Origin of the sequence: Campylobacter sp. RM9334 (genome assembly GCF_020138145.1) — a bacterium.
Classification (GTDB): Bacteria; Campylobacterota; Campylobacteria; order Campylobacterales; family Campylobacteraceae; genus Campylobacter_E.
On record NZ_JACGAX010000041.1, the window covers coordinates 1 to 2,099 of the forward strand.

General features: G+C 25.2%; 1 protein-coding gene and 1 pseudogene. Both read right to left on the reverse strand.

The genetic code is table 11. The features are described 5' to 3' along the window. Positions 1 to 215: 215 nt before the first annotated feature. Positions 216 to 800: pseudogene (locus AVBRAN9334_RS10265) on the reverse strand (methyl-accepting chemotaxis protein); the annotation flags it as partial. Positions 801 to 1,387: 587 nt separating this feature from the next. Next, entirely contained in the window at positions 1,388 to 1,879 is a 492-nt protein-coding gene (locus AVBRAN9334_RS10025; protein WP_214150640.1) for a PAS domain-containing protein, read from the reverse strand. Positions 1,880 to 2,099: the final 220 nt, after the last annotated feature.

A 2,099-nucleotide genomic window follows, 5' to 3' on the forward strand; every position in this document is an offset into this window, starting at 1 on the left:
GGGTTTTAAAATAACTTTAAGGACTATTAATAGGCTTTTAAATATATAAAAAGTTGCTGCCGAAGTATTTTCATTCATTTATAGAATGTCAAAAGAAATGAAATGATTTTAGATTTATACAAAATCACTCTTAGTATAATTTATTTTAAAAACGAAATTGAATATATTTAAAGGTTTAAGGAATTTAAAAATTGATTTTAAATTCCTTATCTAAACTAGCAATTTTTACACATATTAAAGATTAAATCATCAAATCTTTTCACAAGTCTTACTTGCTCGTCTAATTCTTCACAATTATAAAGCTCTTCATATAAAGCTAAGATATCTTTAAATATACCTTCTTGCTCTTTTTTGATTGATTTTGCAATGTTTTCTTCTAATGATTTATTTTGTTTTAAATTCTTATTAAGCAAACACCTAATCGCATCATCTTTATAAAGTAATAAATGTATTTGTATAAATAAATTATTTTGCAATCTACCACTATTTTGAGCATTATTAAAGTTATTTTCAGATAATTTTTCATAAGAACTTAAAGTATCAAAAAACTGATTTGTTTTTTCTTGATTTTTATTGCTAATTTCTGAAACTTGATTTGAATACTCTAAACACTTTTTAACACTTTCTTTTAAAGAATTTATATTCAAATTAATAGTATTAGTAGCTTCTTCTGTATTATTTGCTAATTTTCTTACTTCATCGGCAACTACCGCAAATCCACGACCATGCTCACCTGCTCTTGCTGCTTCAATTGCAGCATTTAATGATAGTAATTGAGTTTGGTCTGTAATGTCTTTTACCATTTCAATAATTTTTGATATTTCATTTGTTTTTTCATTTAGACCATTGATTAAATCAGTAAATAAACCTATGTAATTTTGTAATTCATTTGAGCTTTTTGATAATTCTTTTACCATAGTTTGAGTAGTATGCGAATCATCTGCAATTTGTTTTGAAGAATTTAAAATGCTATTTAAATTAGTTTGATTTGTGCTTAAGCCATTTGTTAAAATATCAATTATACCTGAATCATTATTGTTTTGTTGAACTCTTATACTAAGCTCATTTAAGCGTTGAGTTTCTATACTTTTTGCAATTCCTAAAATAGCACTTACTAAATTATCAGCAGTGCTTTTAAATCTACCTTTTAAACCTACACTATTAATATTTCTATAAGTTGCACCAGAAAAAGCAACTTCAATAGAACTAGCAACTTCTCTTTGCCACACTTCTATTTGGTCTAACAAATTATTTAAATGATTTGCTAATATTGTGTATTTTTCGCCCTTTATACCAGTAACTCTTGATTCTAAATATCCATTTGAAGTTTGCTCTAAAACTTCTATAATTTTATTTAACGCTTCATCATTATTTTTATTAAATATACTCATTTTAGCCCCTGAATACCTATCATAAATTCGTTATAACCTTTATTTTCTTTTTTCAAAATATCTTCTATAATTTTCCAAGAAGCATCAACTCCTTGAGCTTTCTCAACTTCAAGCATTTTAGCATATAAAGCAATAATAACTTCTTTAGCTTTTTTACCCATTTTTCTTCTAACTGAATAATATCCTATCGTATTACCAGATAAATCATAAGATATGCTAATATTAGCAAATACCCAGTAATATCCACCATCAAATGTTCTGTTTTTTACGAAAGCATAAACTTCTTTTCTTCCTTTTAATTGTTGCCACAAGTATCTAAAAACAGCCTTAGGCATATCTTTATGTCTTACAACATTATGTGGCTTATTTAAAACTTCATTTTCTGTTGAACCTATAATTTTTAAAAAAGATTCATTAGCATAAGTAATATTACCTTTAATATCTGTTTTACTAACTATAAAGTCATTATCTAATAGTTCCTTTTCCATTTTTCCCCAATCTTTTTTTAGATATTTTTGTATCAAAAAATAATTTTATAATATCTTCATTATTGTAAAATAGAGATATTATATTTTTGTAAATTTATTATCGTGAAATAAATTTTATTACTCAAACTTATTCTTCATAACAGCTTCAACAGCAATGCTAGCCATTAAATCTACTTCATCTGATATTTTATTAGTATTATCAGCTACTACTACATTAGCA

Bases quoted from the DNA above. Each gene is read 5' to 3' on its own strand.
- AVBRAN9334_RS10025 (WP_214150640.1), bottom strand. From the start codon at position 1,879: ATGGAAAAGGAACTATTAGATAATGACTTTATAGTTAGTAAAACAGAT.